Genomic DNA, 23,350 nt, shown 5'->3' on the forward strand with positions numbered 1-23,350 from the left:
GAGCATCGCCGGGCATGGGGGCTTAGGCCGTGAATAATGCCGTGCGCGATAGGAGGTTCGGATCACCACCATGCGGATCCCGGATGCCGCCGCCCACCCGCGGGGGGCGGTCAGTCCTTGCCGTGCGCGAGGGCCAGCTGGGAGATCGCCGCGACCGCTGCGCGCACGTCGCCGGGGCTTCCGCCCGCGCGACCGGCCACGAGCCCGGCGACGAAGGCGCTGAACGGTGCGGCGGGACGCGCGACGCCGTTCGCGACGTCGCGCGCGAGGTCGAGGATCAGGGCGATCGGCACATCCTCCTCGGCGAGACCGAACCGCTCGCGCAGCTCGGCGGCCCATTCGTCCAGCGCCTCGGGGGGCAGGGTGCGGTCGTTCGGGGTCATCGGGGCTCCTCGTCATGACGGGCGGACGGATCGGCGAGCGCCGCACGGGCGCGCTCCAGGTCGGCGGGGGTGTCGATGTCGGCTGTGATGCCATCCTCGTCCCGGATCCACCGGGTCGGAAGCCCCGCGAGCAGTTCCCGCGCGGCGGCGCCGGATGGGACGGCGATCGCGGCGAGTGCGGCGCGCACGGCGGCGACGCGATAGGCGCCGGCCAGCCACTGCGCACGGTCGTCGGCGCGGAACACGATCGCATCGATCGCGCCGTCAGCATCGATCGCACCGTCGGCACCGTCGGCGCGCACGGCGGCGCACAGCCTCCGCACGACGCCGGCCGGATGCACGAGGTYCCCGGCGAGCAGCAGCGCCCACTCCGCCCCGGCGAGTGCGGGCAGCCCCGCCGCGATCGCCGCGACGGGCCCGCCGAAGGGCGGGTCCTCCCGCGCCCAGATCACGGGCGCGCTCGCCGCGCCGGTCGCGGGAGCGGGCCCGTCGGGGTCCCAGGAGGTTCCGACCGCGACCACCGGGGCGACGTCCCGCTCCGCGAGTGCGGCGAGCGTGCGCCGCCACGGCGTGGATCCCCCGAGCTCCAGCAGGGGCTTGGCGGCACCGTCGAATCGCCGCGCGCGACCGCCCACGAGCACGAGGGCGCCGACGGATCCCGCGGGCGCGCTCAGCGCAGCTCCCACACGTCGACGAGGTCTCCGACCTGGACGGCCTCGACATCGGCCGACACGATCGCGTACGCCGTGGCCCCGGCGAGTCCGACGGTGAGGTGCGAGCCGGATCCACCCCGCGTCGCCGGTACGACCGCACCATCGACGATCACGGCAGGAAGGTACTGGCGCCTGCCCGGAGGGGTGCGCCACGCCGTACCCGCGGGCAGGCGGCGGAGCGGACGATGCACGACGGCGCGCCCCTGCAGCCGCAGCAGCGCAGGGCGCACGAACGTCTCGAACGACACCGCGGCGCTGACCGGATTGCCGGGCAGCCCGAACAGCAGCATGCCCTCGGCGGTCGCGCCGAACGCCTGCGGCTTGCCCGGCTGCATCGCCACGGCCACGAACTCCATCGCCTGGCCCATGCTCAGCCGCACGGCCTCGTACGCACCGGCGCTCACCCCGCCGGAGAAGATCACCGCATCCGCGCCGAGTGCGGCCGCCCGCGCGGCGGCCTCGGCGGGCCCGTCTCCCTCGTCGCCGACGACCTCGCGCAGCACGACCTCCGCCCCGGCCTCGGCCGCGAGCCCGGCCAGCAGCAGGCCGTTCGACTCCGGGATCTGTCCGCGCCGCAGCGGCGCTCCTGGCGGCACGAGCTCGGATCCGGTCGACACCACGGCCACCCGAGGACGGGGTGCGACGTGCACCTCGGCGATCCCGACCGAGGCGAGCGCCGAGAGCTGCCGCGGACCGAGCAGAACGCCGCCGGGCAGCGCCACGGAGCCGGCGGCGGCGTCGGCCCCGGCCCGGCGCACGTGGGCGCCCTCGGCGCGCGGAGCGCGCTGCACGACGGCGGTCCGCAAGGAGTCCTCGAGTCCGCCGGCCGTGTCCTCGAACGGGACGATCGTGTCGGCCTCGCCCGGCAGCGCGGACCCCGTCATGATCCGCACGGCGCAGCCCTGGGCGAGGGGCGGATCCTCGGGGCTCCCTGCGGGCAGATCCGCCGTCACGCGCAGCGTCACAGGATCCGCATCGCTCGCCGAGGCGACGTCGGCGAACCGCACCGCGAACCCGTCCATCGCGGAGTTGTCGAAGACCGGAACCGAGTTCACCGCGATGGCGTCGACGGCGAGCGTGAACCCGGCTGCCTCATCCACGGGGATCGTCACCGCGGGGCGCGGACGGACGGCGGCGAGCACGCGCTCCTGCTGCTCCTCGACCGTGCGTAAGGTGGTTGTGCCCTGGCTCATGCGCGCTCCCTCGTCGTGTGCTTCGAGGCTACCGGTGCGCCCTTTCCGCCGCCCCTCGATCCGTGCGGCGGCCCCGGCGTCGGCGCCCCCGGCTAGCCTTGCTGCATGGCCTCCCGGAAACCCTCCGCACCCGCGTACGTCTGCACCGAGTGCGGGTGGACGACCGCGAAATGGGTGGGCAGGTGCGGTGAGTGCCAGCAGTGGGGCACGGTGACCGAGCAGGCCGCGMAGACCGGCATCGTGCGCCGGGTCGAGGCGACGGCCCCGGCGTCCGGTCGGCGGGCGCGCCCGATCACGTCCCTCACGTCGCAGGAGTCGCCACGGCGGTCGAGCGGCGTCGCCGAGTTCGACCGCGTGCTCGGCGGCGGCATCGTGCCTGGTGCAGCCATCCTGCTGAGCGGCGAGCCGGGCGTCGGCAAGTCCACGCTGCTGCTCGAGGTGGCGGCCGCGGCGGCCCGCTCCGGCCGGCGGGTGCTCTATGCGAGCGGCGAGGAGTCCACGGCGCAGGTGCGGCTGCGCGCCGAGCGCACCGGCGCGCTGCACGACGAGCTGTACCTCGCGGCCGAGACCGACCTCGGCACGATCCTCGGCCACATCGACGAGGTCTCCCCCGGGCTCGTGATCGTCGACTCCGTGCAAACCGTCACCTCTGCGCTGTCGGAGGGGGCCGCGGGCCAGCCCGCCCAGGTGCGCGAGGTCGCGTCGGCGCTCATCCGGGTGGCGAAGGAGCGGGATCTCCCGATCGTGATCGTCGGGCACGTCACGAAGGACGGGTCGGTCGCAGGCCCCCGCGTGCTCGAGCACCTCGTCGACGTCGTCTGCCATTTCGAAGGCGACCGGCAGACGTCGCTGCGGTTCATCCGGGCGCTCAAGAACAGGTTCGGCCCGACCGACGAGGTCGGCTGCTTCGAGATGACCGGATCCGGGATCGCGGAGGTGCCGGATCCGTCGAGCCTGTTCCTCTCGCGCGGACGCCCGGAGCCAGGCACGTGCGTCGCAATCGCGCTCGAGGGCCGGCGCGCGATGCCGGTCGAGGTGCAGGCGCTCACGATCCCCACCCAGGCGCCTAACCCGCGCCGGGTCGTGAACGGTCTCGACTCGTCCCGCGTCGCGATGGTGCTCGCCGTGCTCGAGCGTCGGGCCGGCATCAAGACCAGCGACAAGGACGTGTACGTCTCGACGGTGGGCGGCGTGCGCTTCGTCGAGCCGGCGGCGGATCTGGCGATCGCGATCGCGGTGGCCGGCTCCCTCATGGACAACGCCGTGCCGCGCACACTCGCCGCCGTGGGCGAACTGAGCCTCGCCGGCGAGGTGCGCCCGGTCACCCAGGCGTCGCAGCGCCGCTCGGAGGCGGCTCGGCTCGGCTACGCGCACGTGATCGATGACCGCTCGGCGACCCTGCGCGGAGCGCTCAGCGACGTCAAGGCGCATCGTGCGCCGCGCCGCCTCGACGACGAGGTCCCCGCGTTCTGACGCCGGTCAGGCCTCGAGCGCGCGCAGCAGCTCCTCCGGGGGCGCCTGCATCGGGTGCGGGCCCGCGATGTCCAGGAACACGGTCGTGATCACGTCGCGATGCGTCGTGAGGAACGAGCGCAGCCAGAGCGGCGAGTAGATCCCGACGCCGGGCGGGAGGTTCGCGGGCTTGTGCGTCGCGTCGCTGAACAGCAGCAGCGCGACGTCGCCCGTGGCCGGATCCCGGTAGGTCCACACCTCGCCGCCGTCCCGCGGGTCATCCTTCGCACCAGGCCGGATCAGCGGCACGACCGTGTTGCCGTTGCGCAAGGCGAGCGCCACCGCGGCCATGTCCTGCTTCTCGAGCGCCTGTGCGAGGGCTTCGGAGCGGAACTCCGCCGCGGCCGGTGCCTTCTTCTTCGACTTCTTCACGGCCATCGTTCCAGCATAGGAGAGGACCTCTTCGCTCATCGCTTGGGGACAGACGATCGAAGAGGCCCTCAAAGTCTTCGACGACGGACGACGATGCGCTGGGGACGCTTAAGAATGTCGAAGCCACTGGGGATGGCAACCGTCTAGATCTCGAAGACTCGGCCTCTATGGTATCCCAAAGGTTGGACTCAGGCGACAAATTCCCACTTTTCGTCCAGGTTCAATTGAGCAGGAACTGCACGGGATTCGTGCTCTGGAACCCTCCGATCGACACGGTCAGGCGATAGGCCGCCCCACCGCCCGGGGCGCGCTGCCGGTCCGCGGCCGCGCAGGTGTCGACGCTGGAGCGGGTGCGATCCCAGACGACCGGGGTCGAGCTGGTGATGGTGGCGCCGGCCTTGATGGTCTGGATCGCGTCGCTCGGCGTCTGCTGGCAGTCCGTGGAACGCCACCAGGTGTCGTTCCCACTGGTGATGGTGAACGCCTGCGTCGTGGTGCCGACGTTCATCGTGCAATCCTTGCTGCTGCCGTTGGTCAGCGAGATCGACAGCTTCGGATTCTCGTCGGCGGAGTAGCTGTCGTGATCGGCGACGGCAGTGACCCTGACCTCTGCCGCGGTGCACGGCACGGGCCCCGCACCCGCGGAGCTGGTCGGCCCCGGCGTCGTCGCGGCCGGGTCGGGGCTCGCATCCGCGCTCGGATCCGGTGAGGCGGGCGGCGTCGATGCGGTCGGGGACGGCGTGGACGAGGTCGTGGGCAGCGGCTTCGGATCCGCGCCGGATGCGCCGCGCCCGACGAGCGCCCACACGAGCACGATCAGCAGCGCGAGCAGCACGATGATGATGCCGAGGACCACGATCCGGCGACGACGATAGACGGCGGCGGACTGGCGAGGGCTCATGCTTCCAGGTTAGACAAGGTGCTTGAGCATACGCGTGTTGCCGAGCGTGTTCGGCTTCACGTGCGCGAGGTCGAGGAACTCGGCCACGCCCTCGTCGCCGCTGCGCAGCAGCTGGGTGTAGACGTCGGGATCCACGACCTGCTCGCCGATCGGAGCGAACCCGCGACGCTCGAAGAACGGCACCTCGAAGGTCAGGCAGAACAGCCGGCTGAGGCCGAGATCCACCGCATGCGTCTCGAGGCGTTCCACGATGGCCCGTCCGACGCCGTGGTGCTTCCAGCCCTCCTCGACGAGCAGGGTGCGCACCTCGCCGAGGTCCTCCCACATGACGTGCAGCGCGCCGCAGCCGATGAGCCGGCCTTCGGCCTCGGCGACCACGAACTCCTGCACCGCACCGTAGAGCACCGCGATGTCCTTGCCCAGCAGGATGCGTCGTTCCACGAGCGGCTCCAGGAGTGCGTAGATGCCCTGGACGTCTCCGGCCCGCGCGGGCCGGACGAGATAGTCGCTCATCCCTCCAGCCTACGACTGCTGTCCTGTGCGCCCGCGGACGACGCGGCCCCGCCGTCCCGCTCACGGGGAGCGGGAGGGCGGGGCGGGGTGCTGGTGCGTCGCGTCAGACCGTGACGATGACGTCGTCGGCGTTCACGCGCACCGGGATCGGGCGCAGCCCGACACGGCGGTCCGCGGGGTGCTTTCCGGTGAGGACGTCGAACTCGAAGCCGTGCCACGGGCACACGATGTTGCGGTCGGTGGGATGGAACCCCGGCCCGCCGCTCTTCAGACCGCCCTCGCCCCGCACGAGCTGCACGGTGCGCGGCATGATCTTGCCCTGGCAGACGGGGCCGCCCTGGTGCGGGCAGACGTTGTGCCAGGCGCGCACCTCGCCGGCGTGGAAGTACAGGCCGAGCTCGGTGCCGTCGACGTCGACGACGATCCGCTCCCGCTCCTGCAGGTCGGCGAGGCTCGCGACGACGACGTCCCGGCGGACGACCTGCGCGCTCATTCGGCCCTCCGGTACCAGATCGCCATGTCGAAGAGGTTCACGTCGGCAGCATCCAGGAGCGCCGTGACGAGGACGACGGTCTCGGTCGCGTTGAGCGCGTCAGGGCGGATCGGCCAGGCGATCTTGCCGACGCGGTCGGTCTTCGCGGAGAAGAGCCGTGCGGCGGCGTAGAGCACGTCGGCGATCTGCTCGTCGGAGACCTCGGCTCCCCGCTCCTCGTCGCTCACGTGCTGCACGAGTTCGCCGAGGCGGGCGATGACCGTCGAGAGCTCGGCGGTCCCGGGCGCGGTGGTGGTGGTGTTGTTGTCAGTCATGTCAGGAAATCCCGGGTCGCTCCTGGAGCACACGCTCCGCGGAGGGCTTCTTGCGGTCGGTGGGGAGGTTGAACACGCGCGCGGCGTTCAACCCGAGGATGTTGCGCTTGGCCTGCTCGGAGAGGAAGGGCAGGCGGGTGATCGTGGACGGTGCGTCCCAATCCCAGTGCGGCCAGTCGGACGAGTAGAGCAGTTGCGTCTCCGCGTTGAACGACTTCATGGTGGCCTCGAGCAGCTCCATGTTGGTCCGCTCCATGGGCTGGGTCGTGTACCACATCTCCTTCATGTACTCGCTCGGCAGGCGCTTGAGGCCGGGGGCCTCGCTCGGCCGCATGAGCACCTCGTGATCGAGACGCTGCATGAGGAACGGGATCCAGGCCAGGCCGCTCTCGACCCACACCATCTTGAGCTTCGGGAAGCGCTCCGGCATGGCGTTGATGATCCAGTTCGTCACGTGGATCTGGTTGTAGTGCGTGAACGAGAGCGCGTGCATGGAGAGGAACCGATTCAGCTGAGCGAACGACGGATCCCCCCAGTGGTAGCCCGAGTGGAAGGCGAGCGGCTTGCCGCTGTCCTCGATGAGCTTGTAGAGCCGCGTGTAGACGTCGGAGTGCACCGGGTTGTTTCGGGTAGAGCACACCGTGTACCCGATGATGCCGTCGTCGTCGGCGTACTTCTCGACCAGCTCCTCGCACACCTCCGGGGTGTTGTAGGGCAGGTAGAGCATGCCCCTGAGGCGCGGGTTCGGCGGCAGGATGACCTCGGTGAGCCAGCGGTTGAATGCTCGGCCCAGCACGACCTCGACCTCGTCCTGCGGGTGCATGCCGAGCAGCAGCATCGCGCTCGGGAAGACCACCTGGTAGTCCAGGCCCATCGCGTCCATGCCGCGCCGGGCGGCCGTGACGAACGGGTGCCCCTCCGTGCCGTCGGTGGGCTCCTTGCGGCCCTGGTGGCCGATGCGGCCGCCGACGCTCTGCTGCGACATGCCGGGCTGGATGTTCAGGAGCGCATTGTTGCCGGCGAAGCCCGCGTGCTGGCTCAGGCCGAGGTCGCGCCACACGTCGTTGTCGATGAGGCTCAGCACCTCGCCCCAGAAGTGGTCCTCCGAGACGTGCGCGTCGATGTCGACGATGAAGTAGTCGTCGTAGTCGTCGCGCGCCTGCTTGGTCGCGTGGGCGAGCACGTCGCGCGTATCCGAGCGGCCGCCGATCTCGGCGAGTTCGCGGATCCGCGGCGCGTCGGAGCGGGGGGCGGGCAGGTCACTCATGGGCATTCCTCTCAGGCGTCGATCGCTCAATGCGCGGCGACGATCGCATCGGTCATCGTGGTCAGGTAGTCGTCGTCGGCGGGTGCCACCGCCACGCGGTGCGGGATCACGACCGCACGGGCGGGGTTGATCGCGAAGCCGTACTCGTCACCGGGGCGCGGCACCGCGTCCGCGGCCAGCTCGCCCGTCTCGACCCGCACGCGCAGCGGAAGCCGGCCTGAGCGGACGAGCAGGTTCACGGCACTGCCGAGATAGGTGCTGCGCTCGACGCCCGCGCGGAACCGCCCGGCTCCGGGAGCGAGGTCGTCGACGGGCATGATCCGGGCGTGCGCGGCGCGGAAGGCCACATCCGCCCTCTCCCCCGGCGCCGCCTCACCCGTGACGACGCCGGCGACGACGAGCGATGTGCCGTCGACCTCGACATCGGCGATGCCGTCCCGCACCGCGCGGATCGTTCCGGGGAGGATGTTCTGGAAACCCATGAAGTCGGCGACGTACGCCGAATTCGGGCGGTCGTACAGCTCGCTCGGCGTGCCGTCCTGCACGATCGCGCCCTCGCTCATCACGATGATCCGGTCGGAGAGCGTGATCGCCTCCTCCTGGTCGTGCGTGACGTAGACGGAGGTCGTCTCGAACTGGTTGTGCAGCGCGCGCACCTGCTGGCCCATCTGGTAGCGCAGCTTGGAGTCGAGGTTGGACAGCGGCTCGTCGTAGAAGATGATGCCCGGCCGGGCGGCCAGAGCGCGGGCGAGAGCCACCCGCTGCTGCTGGCCGCCCGACAGGGCGGTGACCGGACGCTTCTCGTAGTCCGCGAGTCCCACCGCGGAGAGCATGTCGGCGACGCGGGTGCGGCGCTCCGCCGCCCCCACCTTCGCGACCTTGAGCGGGTACGCGACGTTCTCCGCCACGCTCATGTGCGGCCAGAGCGCATAGCTCTGGAAGACCATGCCCACCTGTCGCTTGTCGGCCGGCACGAACGTGCGCCGGTCGGTGTCCACGACGATGCGATCGCCCATGCTGATGCGTCCGCCCGTGGGGCGCTCGAGGCCGGCCAGGCACCGCAGCGTCGTCGTCTTGCCGCAGCCCGAGGGGCCGAGCAGGGTGACGAACTCGCCGGATCCGATCGTCAGATCCAATCCGTGCAGAGCGGTCTTGCCGCCGTAGCGCTTGGTCAGTCCGGATACCTGGACCTCAGTCATGCCGATCAGTGCTCTCTCGCTGGGGGACGTCGGATTCGAAGCGGCTACTTCTTGAACTGCGCGTTGATGAAATCGAAGTAGGGCTGGTTGAAGTTCGGGTCGGGGTTGGAGAACGGCAGGCGTCCGAGCTTGCTCAGCGCCGGGGCGCCCTGCGGGCCGGGAGCGTCCGGCGTCCAGCCGTACGACTTGTTCTTCTCGGCGAGCGCCTTCTGCCCCTCGGGCGAGTACAGCCAGTTGATGTAGAGCTGCGCGGCGTCCGCGTGCGGGGCCTTGTTCACGATGCACATCCCGGTACGGGACATGAAGTTGCCGCCGTCGTCGAGTGGGAAGACCGCGGCGACCGGGCCGCCCTTCGCCTTCACGTCCTCGTAGAAGCCCTGGTAGACGGCGATGCCGATCGGGAACCGGCCGCTCGCCACGTCGGCGGGGACGTTCGGCTCGGACTGCGCGAACTGCACGTCCTGCTTGGCCAGTGCCTCGACGTAGGGCTTGCCCCATTTGTCGGCGCTCTCCGGCACCATGAGCGAGGTGAGGATGTAGCGGATACCGCCAGGGACCGTCGGGTCGCCGACCGTGATCTTGCCCTTCCACTTCGGATCGAGCAGGTCCTTCCAGTTCTTCGGGGCCTCGTTCTCCTTCACCATGTCGGTGTTGTAGACGAACACGAAGTACCGCATCGCGTAGTAGGTGAGGCGGCCGTCGAAGGCGGTCGGGATCTCGAAGCCGTCCGGAGCCGTCTGCACGTCGGCCTTGGTGCACAGGTCGCCCTTCGCGGCGACCTGCGGCGACTCGCCGCCGTCGTAGATGTCGGCGATGCGGTTGCCGCTCTGCGCCTCGGTCTCGATCTTGGTGATGCTCTGCGCATCCGGCTGGTCCTGCTGGACGACCTTGATCCCGGGGAAGCGATCCGTGAAGGCCTTGAACAGCGCCTTCTGCGAGGAGACGCTGGGCCCGTAGACCACGATGTCGGTCTTCCCGCTGGCGAGCGCCTTGCCGTAGAGGTCGTTCATGTGCGAGTTGCCCGCGGCGCTGGTGCCCGGGACCTCGATCGGCTTATCGGGCTTGGCGGCGGCCGTGTCGGAGGAGCACGCGGTCAGGGCCGCGAGCGCGCCGATGGCCAGGGTCGCCGTCGCGAGGCGGAGGGTATTGCGGGAGAACGTCATCATTCTTCCTCTCGGGTGTGTCAGGGGGTGATCCGGGTGAGGGGGACTGAGGGGGCGCGGCCGGTACGGCCGGCGCGGGCGCGGAGAACCGCGGCGAGCTTCATGGATCCGGCGGCGAGCGCGAGCACGGCCATGGCCGCGACCAGGATGATCATGAACAGCGCGGCGCCCTGCGACATGTTGCCCTGCAGGAACTGCTGGAACGCGGTCAGCGAGACCGGCTGCAGTCCGGGCGGGGCGAGCAGCATCGGCACCGACAGGTTGCCGGCGATGAAGAGCGCCGAGAGGAACCAGCCGGAGAGGAAGCTGGGCACGACGAGCCTGAGCACGATCGTGATCAKCACGCGCCAGGATCCGGCCCCCGACGTGCGTCCCGCCTCCTCCAGCTCYGGCGAGAGCTGCGCGAGCGCTCCCTCCGCGATCCGGCTGGAGACCGGGATCGTGGCGACGATCAGCACGAGCGTCATGAGGAACGCCGTCCCGTAGAGGCTGCGGAAGGCGGGCACGTAGAGCACCGCGAACATGTACGCCAGCGCCAAGACGATGCCGGGAAGCGCCCACGGGATCCACACCGAGAACGACGTGTACGAGCGGATGAAACCGGTGCGGCGCGCGGTGACGTAGGTCGTGAGCAGCGCGACCGCGATCGAGCCGAAGCCGCCGATCACCGCGAGCCAGGCCGTGAGTCCCAGGCTCGAGCTGAACTCGGGATCCGTGAGCATCTGCACGTAGTTGTCGAAGGTGAGCCCGGTGCTCATGACCCCGAAGATCGGCTGCAGGCTGCCGAGGATCATCGCGAACAGCGGCAGGATCAGGTTCAGCAGCAGGAACACGACGATGAGGGCGGAGAGCACCCAGCGCACGGGGCCGAGCTCCTGCGGCTCGCGGCGCGAGGTCTTGCCGGTGAGGGTCGTGAAGCTGCGACCGCGGAGGATCCATCGCTGTGCGAGGAAGAGCAGCAGCACGAGCACGATGAGCACGAGCGAGAGCGCGAAAGCCTTCGTGTACTCGGCGGGCGCCTGATCGCGCACGTAGTGGAAGATCTGCGTCGAGAACACGAAGATGTTGGCCTGGCGCCCGATCAGCTGCGGGCTGTCGAAGGACTGGAACACGAGCACGGCGATGAGGATCGCCGCCCCCGTGATCGCGGGCCCGACCGAGGGGATCGTGATGGTGAAGAAGGTCCGCACCGCTCCGGCGCCGCTGATCGCGGCGGCCTCGTCAAGCGACTGGTCCCGGTTCTTGAAGGCGCCGAGCATGAGCAGGTATGCGAACGGCATGTAGCCGAGCGACATGAGCAGGAACAGGCCGCCCCAGCTCTGGATGTTCAGGATCGGCCCGTGCATCCCGAGCATGCGTCCGAACTGGTTCAGCAGGCCGTTCTGCGGGTTGCCCAGCATGATCCAGCCGAGCGTGTGGAACAGCGGCGGCACGAACAGGTTCACCGCCATGAGGGGCGTCAACAGGCGGCGGCCCGGGACGTTGGTGTTCGCCGCGATCCAGGCGAAGAGCCCTCCGCCGGCGACCGAGATCGTGCCGCACACGACCACGAGCAGCAGCGAGTTGCCCATGGTCTTCCAGGTCTCGGGGTCCTGGAACGCCGCGAGCAGCCCGCCGAGGGTGAACGGCAGGTCGTCCGACGGGAGGCCGTCGCGGAACGCGCCGATCGCGATCATCGAGACGGGGTAGACGAACACGAGCGTCAGCGCGGCGAGGAACACCGTCCAGCCGAACCCGCCGGTCATCGAGCGCCGGATCGATGCTCGCCGGTCGCGTTCGAAGTCGCTTGCCGTCACTGCCCTCTTCTTCCGTTCGCGAGAGCGGATCCGAGACCGCCGGTCACCCGGGATCAGACCGCTCCGTCTGTCGTGTTGTCAGCGTAGGAAGCCGCTGCGCGAGCCTCATCGGGCCCGGCTCCGAAGTCCTTCCCGGGCGATCCGACACGGTGTCGGAACTCGGGCTGCCAGGGGCGCGATCGTGTCCGTCGGCGATCCCAGGGGCGCGATCGCGACGCGCCGGGGATCGATCAGGGGTTCAGAGCAGGGCGGCGAGGACAGCGTCGTTCTCCGCGGGGAGACCGACCGTGACGCGCGCGCCGCCGGCGTTCGGGAACGGCCGGGCGAGCACGTCCTGCTCGGCGAAGCGCGCCATGAGCGCGCCGGCGTCGCCGGGGAGGAAGAGGAAGTTGGACTGGCTCGGGAGCACCGCCACCCCCGCCTCGTCGAGGGCGCGAACGATGCGCGCCCGCTCCGCGACGATCGTCGCGACCCGCTCCTCGGCGATCGCGATGCCCTCGGGGCTGAAGGCCGCGATGAGGGCGGCCTCGGCGATCCCGTTCAGCGCGAAGCCGACCGAGGTGCGCCGCAGCGCCTCCGCGATCCGCTCGGAGGCCGCGGCATAGCCGGCCCTGATGCCGGCGAGCCCGTGCGATTTCGAGAGCGTGCGCAGGATCACGAGGTTGTCGAACTCGTCCAGCAGCGGCAGCGTCGCCTCCACCGGCTCGTCCGTGACGAACTCCCGGTAGGCCTCGTCGAGCACGACGATCACGCTCTCCGGCACGCTCCGGAGGAACTCCCGCAGTCCCTCGACCGGGATCAGGCCGCCCGTCGGATTGTTCGGGTTGCAGAGGTACACGATGCGCGTCTCGGGGCGGATCGCGGCCGCCATCGCCGCCAGGTCCATCGCACCGTCCTCGGCGAGACCGACCGCGGTCGCGTCGGCCCCGGCGAGAGCGAGCGCCGCCTTGTACGCCTCGAAGGACGGCGCAGGGTAGACGCCGTGCACGCCCGGCTCGCAGACCAGTCGCGCAAGACCGTGCAGGAGCGATCCGGATCCGTTGTCCACGGCCACCCGATCCTGAGCGACGCCGAGCGCCCCGGCGATCGCGGCACGAGCTGCGGCACGGTGGTAGTCGGGATAGCGGTGCGCCGTACCGACCGCCGCGGACATCGCCGCCACGATCGGTGCGGACGGCGTCCAGGGCATCTCGTTCTGGGAGAGCCGGATGGGCGGCGGGGTCGCCCCTGCGGGACGGTTCGGGGTCTGCAGCATCTCGTCGACGACACCTCGGAACTCGAGCGGCATGCGTCCTCCTCGGGGCGGAAGTTAATTCTTAATAATGAATATGAACATTATTGAAGACGCGTCTTCCTGTCAACCCGCACGGCCCCCTCAGACCCTCAGGAGAGCAGCGTGGCGACCGAGGAGTGCCGGTGCCGCTCCGCCGCGGAGCGCGCGAGCGCGTGATCGCGTCCGGCGACCGCCGCCGCGAAGTCCAGGTGGGTGCGCAGCCGCTCGGGCGTGCTGGGCGCCGTAGCGCCTTCGAGCTGCTCGGCGATGATGTAGTCGACGAGGTTCGTGTAGAGGCTGCGCAGCAGCTCGTTCGGGGTGATCAGGGCGATCCGCGCGTGCAGCGCCCAGATCGCCGAAGGCCCCTTGTCGGTGTCCCACGCGGCCTGGAGCCGATCGGCGAGCGTCGTGATCTCGGCGACGTCGTCGTCGCTCGCGTGCTCGATCGCATCGTGCAGCACGAGCCCGTCCAGCGCGTCCAGCACCCGGAGGCAGTCGCTCGCCGTCGCCTTGCCCTCGCGCAGCTGCAGCAGCTGGTCGCTGAGCTGCATGAACGGCGACCGCGCCGCGACGAAGATGCCGCCGCCCGGACCGGGCTTGGCGTCGACGATGCCGCGCGAGCGCAGCAGCTGGATGGCCTCGCCCAGCGTGGCCGGTGCGACTCCGAATCGGGCGGAGAGCTCCTGCCGTCGCCCGATGAAGTGCCCCGCCTTCCACCCGCCGGAGACGATCTCCGCCTCGAGCGACTTCGCCACCTGCACGGCGACGGCGGCGTTGGTGATCTGCGTCATGACTTTCCCCCGGTGATCCCTGCGGTGACCCCGAGCCGGCCACGCGTGAGTACAGAGTATGAGGTGCCCCGCCTCGGCGCACCCTCGATTAGATATATTCAACATATCCAATGAGCATCGGCGGGCACGGATCGTCGACCTGGGACGAAGGAGTCCTCATGACGGATCCTGCCGCACTCCGCGCTGACGCCGAAGCGCTCCTGCCCGAGCTCGTCGCTCTGCGACGCGCACTGCACGCTCACCCCGAGGCGGGCTTCGCCCTCCCCCGGACGCAGCGCGCCGTGCTCGACGCCCTCGACGGGCTCGGCCTCGAGGTGACAGCGGGCCCCGAGGACTTCTCCTCGATCACCGCCGTCGTGCACGGCCACGGCCCCGGCCCCGCCGTGCTGCTGCGCGCCGATATGGACGCCCTCCGGGTGCAGGAGCGCACCGGACTCCCCTATGCCTCGGGCGTCGACGGGGTGATGCACGCGTGCGGGCACGACCTGCACACGCCGGGCCTCGTCGGCGCGGCCCGGCTGCTGGCCGCACGCCGGGAGCAGCTGAGGGGCTCGGTCGTGCTGATGTTCGAGCCGGGCGAGGAGGCCGGGGGCGGGGCGCTGCGGATGATCCGCGAGGGCGTGCTCGACGCGGCGGGACCGCGCGTCGAGGCTGCCTACGGGGTCCACGTGCTGCCGGGAGAGCCCGGCGTCTTCTCCACCCGCGGCGGGACGATCATGGCGGGCGCCTGCGCGCTCGAGGTCGTGGTCGAGGGCCGCGGCGGCCACGGATCGCGCCCTCATCAGGCGATCGACCCCGTGCCGGCGGTCGCGCAGCTCGTCCTCGCCCTGCACGCGTTCGCGACCCGCCGCTTCCCGACATCGGATCCGATCGTCCTCTCGGTCACGAAGCTCGCCGGCAGCGAGATCATCAACGCGATCCCCGACACCGCCTCGCTCGGCGCGACGATCCGCATCCTCTCCGAACGCAGCAGAGCGACGCTGGAGGCCGAACTGCCCGCCCTCGCCGAGGGGATCGCGGCGGCGCACGGCTGCCGCGCCAGGGTCTCGTTCCGCACGGTGTACCCGGTCACCGTCAATGACGAGGCGTGCGCGGAGCGGGCGCTCGGCACGATCGCCGGACTGCTCGGTGCCGAGCGCGCGATGCTCGCCGCCGAGCCCTCGATGGCGTCGGAGGATTTCTCCGCGGTCCTCGACGAGGTGCCGGGCGCGTTCCTCTTCCTCGGAGCCACCCCCGCGGGGATCGATCCCGACGAGACGGAGATGAACCACTCCCCCGTGCGCTGTTCGACGACGGCGTGCTCGCAGATCAGGCCGCCGCGCTCGCCGCTCTCGCCCTCGCGCACGTCGGCCTCCGATGAGCCTCCGTCGGTTCCCCGCAGGGTTTCACCCGGAACCGGGCCGGGGGCTGCGGCGGCCGGGCGGGATCGCTCCGCCACCGGCCGCGGCAGCCCCCGCGCGGATCAGTGCTTCTCGTGGATGAGCGACCAGGGCGAGGGGAAGACGTCCACCCGCACCCGGACGATCGCCGGGCGCCGGGCCGCGATCGCTGCCTCGATCGCCGTGCGGACGCCGTCCGCATCCTCGACGTCGGCGAAGTCGATGCCGAACGCCTGGGCGAGCACCGCGAAGTCGGGGTTCACGAGATCCGAGCCGATGAACCGCCCGCCGTACGTGTCACGCTGGATCCGCCAGACGTTGCCGAAGCGCCCGTCCTCGAACAGCACCGTGACCAGGGGGATCCCGTAGCGCTTGGCGGTCGCGAACTCCTGCAGCGACCAGCCGATCCCGCCGTCTCCGGTGACGGCGACCACGGGGCGACCTCCGGCGCCGACCGCGGCACCGAGAGCGGTGGGCATCGCGTAGCCGAGCGTGCCCTGGTAGCCGGGCCACACGTACGAGTGCGGAGCCTGCACGGGGAAGCCGTACGTCGAGACGTATCCGATCTGGGTGAGCTCGTTCACGTACACGCCATCCTCGGGCAGGGCCGCGCGGATGGCGTCGACGAAGGCCATCTGCGGCGCGACGCGCTCGCGGATCCGCTCCTCGCACTCGGCTCTGAGGCGGCGCAGCTCTTCGCCCCACCCCTCGCGCGCCGGCGCTTCGGCGACGAGTGCCTCGAGCACCGTGGCGGCGTCGGCCTGGATCGCGAGGTCGGGCTGCCGGGGCGCGCCGAGATCGGCCGCCTCGACGTTCACGAGCGCGACCTTCGCGTCACCGACGTTCAGCTGCTGCCCGAACGGGGTGAGGAAGCGGCTGCCGAACGAGATCACGAGATCCGCCGTCGCCCGCAGCTCCCAGAGGGCGAAGGCCGGCAGCGCGTGCGGATCGCGCGCGTCGATCGCGCCGCGACCGTTCTCGCTCATGACCACCGGGGCGTCCAGCCTCTCGGCCAGGGCCGCGATCAACGCGAACGCGCGATGTCCGCGCACGCCGCCGCCGACGTGCAGGACGGGGCGCTCGCTCTCGGCGAGCAGTCGCAGGAGCGCCGCCACCTCGTCGGCGGGCGCGACCGGGGCGGACACGGCGAAGGGGTCGCCCACCTCGACGTCGATCTCGGCGTGCAGCAGGTCGGGCCCGAGCTCGAGCGCCACCGGGCGAGGCCGCCCCGTGCGCATCTGCCGGAAGCCCTCGTGCACGAGCTCCGGGATCTCCTCGGCCCTGGTCGGGCGCACCGACCACTTGGTGAGGCCCTCGACCGTTTCGGTCTGGCGCGGGATCTCGTGCAGCGCACCGAGCCCGCCACCGACGAGACGGGACGGGATCGTGCCCGCCAGCAGCATCACCTGCGAGGAGCACGCGTAGGCGGTGGCCATCCCCGCCCCGGCGTTGAGCACGCCGGGGCCGGGGACCACCATCGCGACACCCGGCTTGCCGGACGCCCGGTGGTAGCCGTCCGCCATGTAGGTCGTGCTCTGCTCGTGCCGCGGCACCAGCAGGTCGATCTCGTCCCGCTTGCGGTACATCCCGTCGGTGAGCCCGTCCAACTGCACACCGGGGATCCCGAAGACCGTCTCGACACCCTCGCTGAGCAGTGCCAGGGTGAGCGCGTCGCCGCCTGTCATCTTTGCCATCGCATCGCCTCTCAAGAAATGAATATAATGAATATAGATCTATTTCCCGAGTCCCTGCAACGCGGCCGTTCGCGCGCTGCTCTCAGGGGGGCTCGCGACAGCTCCCGGCGGACCGCGGGGAGCACCCGAGGACAGGGAGGCGGGCGATGACCCTCGAAGCGCAGGTGCAGGCCTATGCGGACCGGCTCGGGCGACCCATCATCGTGTTCGACGCGGAGTTCGCGGTGACCGCGTTCAGCGTGCACGACGAGGATGTCGACCATGCACGACTGGCGATCATCCTGGCCCACCGCGGGTCGTCCCGCGCGCGGGAGTCGATCAAGGAGTTCCGCGTCGGCCGGGCCGACGGCCCCGTGCTGATCCCGGCGATCGAGGGCGGACAGACCAGGCTCGTCGCACCGATCCGGCACGACGGCCACCTCGTCGGCTACGTCTCCTCGACGATCCCCGACGGGCACGAACCCGTCGCCGACGACGAGGTGCTGCGGACCGGACGCGAACAGCTCGGCGTGGTGCTCGCAGCGATGGCGCTCGGCAGCAGACAGGACGAGGACAGAGCCCTGCGACTGCTCTCCGCGCTGTTCGGCGGCGGCGCGGAGCACCGTGCGCGAGCCGCGGACGAGCTGCTCACGAGCGGCCTGCTCTCCCCCGCGCCGCACTACACCGCGATCTCGCTCGCGGTCGCCCCCGGTGCGGCCGCGAGCGCCGCGACCCTGCGCCTGCTGCTGGACAGGGCCGTCGCGAGCATCCCGGTGTTCCCCACGCTCAAGGCGGTCGGGGCCGTGATCGACGGCGAGGCCGTGCTCGCCGTGCCCTATGAGATCGACGCCGACCGCCTCACCGCCCTGCTCGCGCAGCCGGCGTTCTCCGCGCTGCGCGCCGGGATCGGCGGYGCGCATGCTCCGCTCGCCTCGGCCTTCCGCTCCCTCCGGGAGGCGCGGATCGCCCAGCGCGCGGCCGTCGTCGATGACGAGCGCGGCAGCGTCGCGCACTGGGCCGACCTGGGTCTGGACCGCGTGCTGCTGCAGCTGCCGCTCGCCGAACTCGCCCTGACCGACCTCCCCGAGGCCGTGCAGCGCCTCCTGGACGCGCAGTCCGGCCCCGATCTCGCGCACACGCTCGAGGCCTACCTGGACTGCGGGTGCGATGCGCAGCGCACCGCCCAGGAGCTCCACGTGCACCGGAGCACCCTCTACTACCGACTCGACCGCATCCGGGCCATCGCCGACGTCGACCTCGCCGACGGGGGCGTGCGCCGAGAGCTGCATACGGCGCTGCGGGTCGCGACGCTGGCCGGCCTGCGATGACGGAACCGACGGATCCGTTAATTGACTATATTGATTAGAGTTGATTGTGGAGATCTTCCGATCGCCCCGATCCCGCCGCACGCAAGGGAGCTGCCATGAATGCACTGCTGACCTCTGTCTCCGTCCCCGACGGTCGCCCGATCCTGGATGCCGCGACCCGCGCGGAAGTGGGACGGGCTCCGGTCCGCACGGTGGCGGACCTGGATCGCGCGATCGACACCGCGCGCGCCGCGCAGCCCGCCTGGGCCGCCCTGGGCCACGCCGAGCGCTCACGCCTGCTGCGGCTCGTCGCCGACGACCTCGACGCGCACGCCGAGGATCTCGGCGAGATCGTCACGGCGGAGCAGGGCAAGATCGACGGCGCCGGAGAGGTTCACGGCGCCGCGCACTGGCTGCGCTCCGCCGCCGACACCGTGCTGGATCCGCAGGTGCTGCGTGAGGACGGCGCCTCGCGCACCGAGCTGCACTACGTCCCCCTCGGCGTTGTCGCCTCGATCGGCCCCTGGAACTTCCCGGTCATGATCTCGGTCTGGCACATCGCGCCGGCCCTGCGCATGGGCAACACGGTCGTCATGAAGCCCTCCGAGAACACCCCGCTGAGCGTGCTGGCCCTCGCCGAGATCTTCCGCCGCCACCTGCCTGCGGACGTCGTCACCGCCGTCTCAGGAGACCGCGAGGTGGGTGCGGCCCTGGCCGCGCACCCCGGCATCGCCAAGATCGTCTTCACCGGATCCACCCCCACCGGCCGCCGCATCGTGGAGAGCTCGGCGCACAACCTCGCCCGCCTCACGCTGGAGCTCGGCGGCAACGACGCCGGGATCGTGCTGCCGGGCACCGACGTCGCCGCGGTCGCCGACCGCCTGTTCTGGGGCGCTTTCATGAACACCGGCCAGGTGTGCGCCGCGCTCAAGCGCCTCTACGTGCACGACTCGGTCTACGACGACGTGGTGGCGGCGCTCGCCGAACGCGCGGCGGCGGCGCCGATGGGGTCTGGTCACGACAAGAGCAATCGTCTCGGCCCGGTGCAGAACCCCGCGCAGTTCGAGATCGTCTCGCGCCTCGTGGACGACGCCCGCGACCGCGGGGGCAGGATCGTCACGGGCGGCGAGCCCGCCGCCGAACTCGGCCCGCTCTTCTACCGCGCCACGATCGTCGCCGATGTCCAGGACGGTGCGGCGATCGTCGACGAGGAGCAGTTCGGCCCGGTGCTGCCCGTCGTGCGCTACACCGACGTCGATGACGCCGTGCGCCGCGCGAACGGCACGGAGCAGGGCCTCGGCGCCTCGGTGTGGGGTCCCGACGTCGACGAGGCCGCGGCGGTGGCGCAGCGTCTCGACGCCGGCACGGTCTGGATCAACCAGCACGGCGGCGTCGACCCCTCGATCCCCTTCGGCGGCACCAAGGCCTCCGGATACGGCCTGGAGTTCGGCGTCGAGGGCCTCAAAGCGATGGCGGCGACGAAGGTCATCCGCCGCTGAGGACCGCCGCCGGATCCGTTCCCGTCGCGAAAGGTGCCGCTCTGACCGCTCGATAGCGGCATCTTTTGCGACGGGAACCCCACGATCAGGCGGCGCCGCGCAGGAGTTCCCAGAGCGCGGCGGCCTCGGGGGCGGTGGGGGCGGCGCCGCGCCAGACCACGGTCTGATCCTGCCGCACGAGCGTGATCGGCTGGTCGTACTCCGCCGGCAGCAGCGACGCTCCGGCCTCGACCGCTGCGAACGGGATCCCGCGGAGCTCGGCGGCCGCGGCGAGCACGTCGACGTGCACGCCCGGCGCGCAGACCGCGGTGTACCCCGGCGAGAGCAGGTCGTAGAGCGAGGTCCCGTCCGCGAGCCGGAAGTGCGGGGCGCGGCAGCCCGGCACGGTCGAGGGCGTGTATGCGCCCATCGTGTAGCCGGGAGCCTGCCCGCCGTCGTAGCGGACGATCGGCGAGGCGTCGTAGCTGTAGCCGTAGTTGAGCCCGGCGGCCGCGAACTGCGGCTCGTTGAGGTCATGCACCGCGGCGCCGAAGGCGCGCCGCGCCTCGTCCCCCGCCGGCCCCTCGTCCTCGAGGGCGGCGGGCAGCCCCGGCTTGGCCAGCTTCTGCTGGTGGCTCATCGCGAACTGCGAGACCTGCTCGGTGATCGGACGCCGCTCGGCCTGATACGCCTCCAGGATCCGCTCCTCCGCCCAGCCGGCGATCCTCGCGCCCAGCAGCCAGGTGAGATTGAGGACGTCCGCGATGCCCGCGTTCATGCCGAACCCGGCGAACGGCACCCACAGGTGGCACGCGTCGCCCGCGATGAAGACCCGGCCGTCGCGGAAGCGGTCGGCGAGCAGCCGCCGGGCGACCCAGTCCTCCTTCGAGACGACGTCGTAGGAGAAGTCGTCGTCGACGCCGAGGATCGCGCGGATCGCCGCGTCACGGTCGACGGATCCGGGATCCTCCGCCTCCTCGGGCGAGAGGTAGGTGTGCACGAGGAACGTCCCGGTGCCGTCGATCGCGTAAACGTGCCCGACGCGGCGCGGGTTGAACGTGTAATAGCCCCAGGCGCGCGGCTCCTCGGCCGACATGAGCGCGTACAGGTGCGGGGCGCGGATGCAGGTCGACTGCACGTGCTGCAGCACCGGATCGCCGCTGAGCTTCGCGCCGATCTGCTTGCGCACGGCGGATCGGCCGCCGTCCGCGCCGATGAGATAGCGGGCGCGCAGGGTGCGCTCGGCACCGCCGTCGAGGTCGCTGATCGTCGCGGTGACTCCGTCCGCGTCCTGCGCGAACGAGTGGAACAGGGTGCGGTTGAGGAGCGTCACGCCGGGCGCCGCCGCAGCGTGCCGGGCGAGGATCGGCTCGAGGAACGTCTGGTTGATGCGGTGGGGCGGCTCCGGGGTCGCCCAGGTCGTGTCGGGGCCGACCGTCGCCGTGTACCGCTCGCCGCTCGCCGGGATCGGGATGCGGGACAGCTCTGCGCCGGTGAGGGAGGTGCGGAAGGCGACGTCCTGCGGGTAGTCGGCGGGCAGGCCCGCCGCGCGCACCTCGGCGGCGATCCCGAGCCGGCGCAGGCTCTCCATGGTGCGCGAGGCGACGTGGTTGCACTTCACGTTCGGCGGCTCGAGGAAGTCGCGCGTCTCGACCACGATCGCGGAAACGCCGCGGGACGAGAGATCGAGCGCGGCGAGCAGGCCGACCGGGCCCGCTCCGATGATGAGGACGTCGGCGTCCGGCGTGCCGGTCATCGTGCTCCGTTCGGGTCGGCCGCGCGGCGGATCGGATCCCCGAGGCGGCGGAAGTCGTAGAGGTCGAGGGTGAGCTCGCCCGCGCGCAGGCGTGCCATGTACGCGTCCTCCTTGGCGGCGCGGGCGCGGGCCGCGTCCAGGATCCGGTCCACGTCGCCCGAGGGCAGGATCGCGACGCCGTCGCGATCCGCGACCACGAGGTCGCCCGCACGCACGACTCGGCCGCGCAGTGTGATCGGGATCCCGATCGTGCCCGGCCACTGCTTGACCGTGCCGCGGATCGAGACCGAGGTGCTGAAGGCCGGGAAGCCCAGCTTTCGCAGCTGCGCGGTGTCGCGCACGCCGCCGTCGATCACGAGGCCCGCGATGCCGCGCGCCTGCGCCGCGACCGCCATGACCTCGCCCCAGTAGCCGAAGGGCGCGCCCCCGCCGTCGACGACGAGCACGTCACCGGAGCCCGCGGCCTCCAGACCGTGGTGCAGGGCGAGGTTGTCTCCGGCCTGCGCCGACACGGGCACCGCGCGACCGACGAACTCCGCGCCGTCCCAGGCCGGGCGGAACGCCGCATCGAGGAAGCAGTCCTGTCCGGACGCCTCGTACAGGGTCGCGCTCCCGAGTCGCAGCAGTTCGGCGGCATCGAACTCGGCGGCATCGAGCTCGATGTCGAGTGGGGCGTCGAGCTCGCGGCGGGCGGCGCTCACGCCTCGGCCCGCTGCAGGTCGTGATAGCCGTAGCGCGCCCTGGCCTCGGCGATCGAGGCTCCGCCGAGTGCCGCGGCCAGGATCGACTCCTCGCGGGCGTGGATCCCCTCTGCGACGTCGAGCACCTCGGCCTCGCAGTCCCGCGGGATCACGACGACCCCGTCGGAGTCGCCGAGCAGGATGTCGCCCGGCCGCACCGTGACGCCCCCGATGGTGACCGGCCCCTGCTCTTCGGCGACCTCGACCCTGTCCTTCCCGGTGCGCATGAACCGCCCGCGGCTGTAGATCGGGTATCCGATCGAGAGTGCGCGGTGCGTGTCGCGGCAGACGCCCTCGATCACGGTCCCGGAAATGCCCCGGTGGTGCGCGACGGCGGTGAGGATGTCGCCCCACACGGTGCAGTCCACGCGTCCGTCGTTGTCGAGCACGACCACCTGGCCCGGCTCGACCTGGTCGATGAAGTCGCCGACCGTGCCCGCCGGCACCTGGGCGCTGACGTAGCGGACGGTGAAGGCGCGGCCGACCATGCGCTGGCCGTCGGCGAGGGGCGCGAGACCGAGCAGGCTCCCCGGGCGGCGCAGCTTGTCGAGCGCATCCGAGACGGTCGCGGTGCCGAGAGCGCGGAAGCGCTCGATGAGAGGGTCCGTCATGGGGTTCGCTCCTCTGCGGTGACGGTGGGGAACTGGGAGTCGTGCATGACCTCGCTCACGTCGCGGCCCGCACGCACGGCCTCCGCCATGCGCTCCTCGCGGTCGGCGATGCGCCGGGCGAGGCCGATGACGCGCTCCGCCTGGTCGGCCGCGACGAACACGACGCCGTTGACGTCGGCGATCACGTAGTCGTACGAGGCCACGGACACGCCGGAGACCTGAATGCGCTCGTCCGCGGCCAGCTGCACGATCCGGCCGCGCGCGCTCACCGGCACGGCGGCGCGGGCGTAGAGGGGAAGGCCGAGCGCGGCGCTCTCCTGCACGTCGCGGCAGGCGCCGTCCACGATCACCCCGGCGACGCCCCGGCGCACGGCGGCCTCGGCCAGCAGTCCGCCCCAGCACGACACATCGGTGCGACCGTGGTTGTCGATCACCACGACGTCGTCGGGCTCGGCGACCGCCACGAGCGGGGTCGCGATGTGCGTCGCGGGCCCGGCCGCGGCCTTGGGCGCCGCCGTGACCG

General features: G+C 71.3%; 22 protein-coding genes and 1 pseudogene. 4 read left to right on the forward strand and 19 right to left on the reverse strand.

Features of this window, described 5'->3' with window-relative positions; genetic code table 11:
• Positions 1-110 precede the first annotated feature (110 nt).
• The 3 genes from AC1DG4_RS18810 to AC1DG4_RS18820 are packed head-to-tail and all read right to left on the reverse strand — an operon-like array spanning position 111 to position 2,289.
• The gene (locus AC1DG4_RS18810) at positions 111-383 is read right to left on the reverse strand and encodes a DUF6457 domain-containing protein (protein WP_477376031.1); all 273 of its coding nucleotides are present in this window, start codon (positions 381-383) and stop codon (positions 111-113) included.
• On the reverse strand, positions 380-1,069 hold the full coding sequence (gene mobA, locus AC1DG4_RS18815) for a molybdenum cofactor guanylyltransferase (RefSeq protein ID WP_477421410.1): 690 nt from the start codon (positions 1,067-1,069) through the stop codon (positions 380-382). Before mobA ends, AC1DG4_RS18810 begins: the two co-directional genes overlap by 4 nt.
• Complete coding sequence (locus AC1DG4_RS18820; RefSeq protein WP_477376028.1) at positions 1,054-2,289, reverse strand: molybdopterin molybdotransferase MoeA; 1,236 nt, start codon at positions 2,287-2,289, stop codon at positions 1,054-1,056. The genes mobA and AC1DG4_RS18820 overlap by 16 nt, the downstream gene beginning before the upstream one ends.
• Before the next feature lie 105 nt (positions 2,290-2,394).
• Between AC1DG4_RS18820 and radA the strand changes: the two genes are divergently transcribed.
• A complete protein-coding gene (gene radA, locus AC1DG4_RS18825; RefSeq protein ID WP_477421411.1) occupies positions 2,395-3,762 on the forward strand; it encodes a DNA repair protein RadA in 1,368 nt (455 codons plus the stop codon).
• A gap of 6 nt (positions 3,763-3,768) precedes the next feature.
• Here the strand turns inward: radA and AC1DG4_RS18830 are convergent, their stop codons facing one another.
• From AC1DG4_RS18830 to AC1DG4_RS18880, 11 genes are all read right to left on the reverse strand, one after another.
• Positions 3,769-4,179, reverse strand: coding sequence for a dehydrogenase (locus AC1DG4_RS18830; protein ID WP_477376024.1), 411 nt, complete (start codon positions 4,177-4,179; stop codon positions 3,769-3,771).
• A 214-nt stretch (positions 4,180-4,393) separates the two neighbouring features.
• Positions 4,394-5,074 carry a hypothetical protein gene (locus AC1DG4_RS18835; RefSeq protein WP_477376022.1) on the reverse strand — a complete coding sequence of 227 codons (681 nt, stop codon included), beginning with the start codon at positions 5,072-5,074 and terminating at the stop codon, positions 4,394-4,396.
• A gap of 9 nt (positions 5,075-5,083) precedes the next feature.
• Positions 5,084-5,587, reverse strand: a complete 504-nt coding sequence (locus AC1DG4_RS18840; RefSeq protein ID WP_477376020.1) for an amino-acid N-acetyltransferase — start codon at positions 5,585-5,587, stop codon at positions 5,084-5,086.
• Between the two features lie 103 nt (positions 5,588-5,690).
• Positions 5,691-6,080, reverse strand: coding sequence for a Rieske (2Fe-2S) protein (locus AC1DG4_RS18845; RefSeq protein ID WP_477376018.1), 390 nt, complete (start codon positions 6,078-6,080; stop codon positions 5,691-5,693).
• Positions 6,077-6,394, reverse strand: coding sequence for a hypothetical protein (locus tag AC1DG4_RS18850; RefSeq protein ID WP_477376016.1), 318 nt, complete (start codon positions 6,392-6,394; stop codon positions 6,077-6,079). The genes AC1DG4_RS18845 and AC1DG4_RS18850 overlap by 4 nt, the downstream gene beginning before the upstream one ends.
• A 1-nt stretch (position 6,395) precedes the next feature.
• On the reverse strand, positions 6,396-7,661 hold the full coding sequence (locus AC1DG4_RS18855; RefSeq protein WP_477376014.1) for an amidohydrolase family protein: 1,266 nt from the start codon (positions 7,659-7,661) through the stop codon (positions 6,396-6,398).
• Positions 7,662-7,687: 26 nt separating this feature from the next.
• A complete protein-coding gene (locus AC1DG4_RS18860) occupies positions 7,688-8,860 on the reverse strand; it encodes an ABC transporter ATP-binding protein (protein ID WP_477376012.1) in 1,173 nt (390 codons plus the stop codon).
• Between the two features lie 44 nt (positions 8,861-8,904).
• Positions 8,905-10,023 carry an ABC transporter substrate-binding protein gene (locus AC1DG4_RS18865; protein ID WP_477376010.1) on the reverse strand — a complete coding sequence of 373 codons (1,119 nt, stop codon included), beginning with the start codon at positions 10,021-10,023 and terminating at the stop codon, positions 8,905-8,907.
• 20 nt (positions 10,024-10,043) lie between these two features.
• The gene (locus AC1DG4_RS18870; RefSeq protein WP_477421412.1) at positions 10,044-11,819 is read right to left on the reverse strand and encodes an ABC transporter permease; all 1,776 of its coding nucleotides are present in this window, start codon (positions 11,817-11,819) and stop codon (positions 10,044-10,046) included.
• Between the two features lie 238 nt (positions 11,820-12,057).
• Positions 12,058-13,107: a pyridoxal phosphate-dependent aminotransferase gene (locus AC1DG4_RS18875; RefSeq protein WP_477376006.1), complete on the reverse strand. Its 1,050-nt coding sequence runs from the start codon at positions 13,105-13,107 to the stop codon at positions 12,058-12,060.
• Positions 13,108-13,202: 95 nt separating this feature from the next.
• Positions 13,203-13,883 (reverse strand): FadR/GntR family transcriptional regulator, encoded by a 681-nt coding sequence (locus AC1DG4_RS18880; protein WP_477376004.1) that lies wholly within the window; start codon positions 13,881-13,883, stop codon positions 13,203-13,205.
• Positions 13,884-14,041: 158 nt separating this feature from the next.
• Here AC1DG4_RS18880 and AC1DG4_RS18885 point away from each other — a divergent pair.
• A pseudogene (locus AC1DG4_RS18885) lies at positions 14,042-15,058 on the forward strand (M20 metallopeptidase family protein); the annotation flags it as partial.
• Positions 15,059-15,345: 287 nt separating this feature from the next.
• On the opposite strand, the gene AC1DG4_RS18890 reads toward AC1DG4_RS18885, so the two are convergent.
• On the reverse strand, positions 15,346-16,956 hold the full coding sequence (locus AC1DG4_RS18890) for a thiamine pyrophosphate-dependent enzyme (protein WP_477376002.1): 1,611 nt from the start codon (positions 16,954-16,956) through the stop codon (positions 15,346-15,348).
• A gap of 146 nt (positions 16,957-17,102) precedes the next feature.
• On the opposite strand from AC1DG4_RS18890, the gene AC1DG4_RS18895 reads away from it, so the two are divergent.
• Together AC1DG4_RS18895 and AC1DG4_RS18900 are read left to right on the forward strand one after the other, a co-directional pair.
• The gene (locus tag AC1DG4_RS18895) at positions 17,103-18,263 is read left to right on the forward strand and encodes a PucR family transcriptional regulator (protein WP_477376000.1); all 1,161 of its coding nucleotides are present in this window, start codon (positions 17,103-17,105) and stop codon (positions 18,261-18,263) included.
• A gap of 95 nt (positions 18,264-18,358) precedes the next feature.
• On the forward strand, positions 18,359-19,741 hold the full coding sequence (locus tag AC1DG4_RS18900; RefSeq protein ID WP_477375998.1) for an aldehyde dehydrogenase family protein: 1,383 nt from the start codon (positions 18,359-18,361) through the stop codon (positions 19,739-19,741).
• An 85-nt stretch (positions 19,742-19,826) separates the two neighbouring features.
• Here the strand turns inward: AC1DG4_RS18900 and AC1DG4_RS18905 are convergent, their stop codons facing one another.
• The 4 genes from AC1DG4_RS18905 to AC1DG4_RS18920 form a co-directional block, all read right to left on the reverse strand.
• On the reverse strand, positions 19,827-21,476 hold the full coding sequence (locus tag AC1DG4_RS18905; RefSeq protein ID WP_477375997.1) for an FAD-dependent monooxygenase: 1,650 nt from the start codon (positions 21,474-21,476) through the stop codon (positions 19,827-19,829).
• Positions 21,473-22,177 carry a 4-carboxy-4-hydroxy-2-oxoadipate aldolase/oxaloacetate decarboxylase gene (locus AC1DG4_RS18910; RefSeq protein ID WP_477375995.1) on the reverse strand — a complete coding sequence of 235 codons (705 nt, stop codon included), beginning with the start codon at positions 22,175-22,177 and terminating at the stop codon, positions 21,473-21,475. Before AC1DG4_RS18910 ends, AC1DG4_RS18905 begins: the two co-directional genes overlap by 4 nt.
• On the reverse strand, positions 22,174-22,827 hold the full coding sequence (locus tag AC1DG4_RS18915) for an RraA family protein (protein WP_477375993.1): 654 nt from the start codon (positions 22,825-22,827) through the stop codon (positions 22,174-22,176). Before AC1DG4_RS18915 ends, AC1DG4_RS18910 begins: the two co-directional genes overlap by 4 nt.
• A partial coding sequence (locus AC1DG4_RS18920; protein ID WP_477421413.1) for an RraA family protein occupies positions 22,824-23,350 on the reverse strand: 527 nt, incomplete at its 5' end. The genes AC1DG4_RS18920 and AC1DG4_RS18915, both read right to left, overlap by 4 nt.

It is taken from the genome of Microbacterium sp. 05N427, from assembly GCF_056397105.1.